Source organism: Pseudomonas sp. EL_65y_Pfl2_R96, from assembly GCF_963970905.1.
Lineage (GTDB): Bacteria > Pseudomonadota > Gammaproteobacteria > Pseudomonadales > Pseudomonadaceae > Aquipseudomonas.
In genome coordinates this window covers 1-1,851 of record NZ_CAXAQH010000083.1, presented here as the reverse complement: position 1 = coordinate 1,851, position 1,851 = coordinate 1, and the positions used below count along the sequence as shown (strand labels likewise).

Annotated in this window: 1 protein-coding gene; it reads left to right on the top strand. The window is 63.6% G+C overall.

Translation table 11 applies throughout. The features are described 5' to 3' along the window. On the top strand, positions 1-1,851 hold a 1,851-nt coding region (locus tag AACY49_RS29490; protein ID WP_339527692.1), incomplete at both ends, for an immunoglobulin-like domain-containing protein.

Sequence of the window (1,851 nt, the reverse complement as noted above, 5' to 3'; positions counted from 1 at the left end):
CCGGCTCGCCAGTGGTTGTGACCCTGTCGAATGGCCAGACCATCACCATCCCGGTCGGTTCGAGCAGCGCCAGCGTCAACTTCACCGCGCCGAACGATGCGTTGGCCGGCGGCGGTTCCCTGAGCGTGAAAATCGACGATGCCAAGGGCGGTAACTACGAGAAGCTGGAAGTCGACGGCAAGTCGGCGGATACCTCGGTGACCGATACCTCGGACACCACGACGCTTAGTCTGAGTGCGACCGACTCCGTGGCTGAAGGCGGTTCCATCGTTTACACCGCGACCCTGAGCAATGCGGCCGGTACACCAGTGACCGTGACCTTGTCGAACGGTGCCGTCATCACCATCGCCGCCGGTGCCACCAGTGGCTCCGTGACCGTCGACGCGCCGAAAGACGACGTCTACAAAGACGCCGGCCAAGTCGAAGTGACCATTAAGGACGCTGCGGGCGGAAACTTCGAAAATCTGGCCACCAATCCAGCGGCGGCAGTTACCGAAGTCACCGACACCGTCGACACTTCGACGGTCAACCTCACCGCGACCAGCACTGTGACCGAAGGCGGCACGGTGGTTTACACCGCGTCCGTGTCCGCTCCAGTCACCGGTTCGCCAGTCGTTGTGACCCTGTCGAATGGCCAGGCCATCACCATTCCGGTTGGATCGAGCAGCGCCAGCGTCAATTTCACTGCGCCTAACGATGCCCTGACCGGTGGTGGCTCCCTGAGCGTCAAAATCGACGATGCCAAGGGCGGCAACTACGAGAAACTGGAAGTCGATGGCAAGTCGGCGGACACCTCGATCACTGACACGGCGGACACCACCACTCTTAGCCTGAGCGCAACCGACTCCGTGGCAGAAGGCGGCTCCATCGTTTACACCGCCACCCTGACCAATGCCGCCGGCACTCCGGTCACCGTGACCCTGTCGAACGGTGCCGTGATCACCATCGCCGCCGGCGCAACCAGTGGCTCCGTGACCGTCGACGCGCCAAAAGACGATGTGTACAAAGACGCCGGTACCGTTGAAGCAACGATCAAAGACGCGGCCGGCGGTAACTTCGAAAACCTGGCGACCAACCCAGCGGCGGCGGTCACCAATGTGACTGACACTATCGACACTTCGACCGTCACCCTGAACGCCACCACTTCGGCGGCGGAAGGCGACACCGTCACTTACACCGCGACCGTCGGTGCACCGGTGACTGGCAGCCCGGTTACCGTGTCCCTGGCCAACGGCCAGACGATCACCATCGACGTCGGTAAAACCACCGGTACCGTGACCACCGCCGCGCCGAACGACGCGTTGGCCGGCCATACTCCGCAGACCAACTCGATCACCAGCGTCAGCGGCGGCAACTACGAGAACCTGGTGGCGGACAAAACGCCGGTCAGCACCACCGTGACCGACACCGTCGACACCACCAACCTCAGCCTGAGCGCAACCGATTCGGTGGCTGAAGGCGGCTCCATCGTCTACACCGCGACGCTGAGCAACGCCGCCGGCACGCCGGTCACCGTGACCTTGAGCAACGGCGCGGTGATCACCATCGCCGCCGGCGCCACCAGTGGCTCCGTGACCGTCGACGCGCCGAAAGACGACGTCTACAAAGACGCCGGCCAAGTCGAAGTGACGATTAAGGACGCCGCGGGCGGCAACTTCGAAAATCTGGCCACCAATCCAGCGGCGGCGGTCACCGACGTGACCGACACCACCGACACCTCGACCGTGAACCTGACCGCGACGTCCACCGTCGCCGAAGGCGGCACCGTGGTTTACACCGCGTCCGTGTCCGCTCCAGTCACCGGTTCGCCGGTGGTCGTGACCCTGTCGAACGGCCAGACCATCACCATCC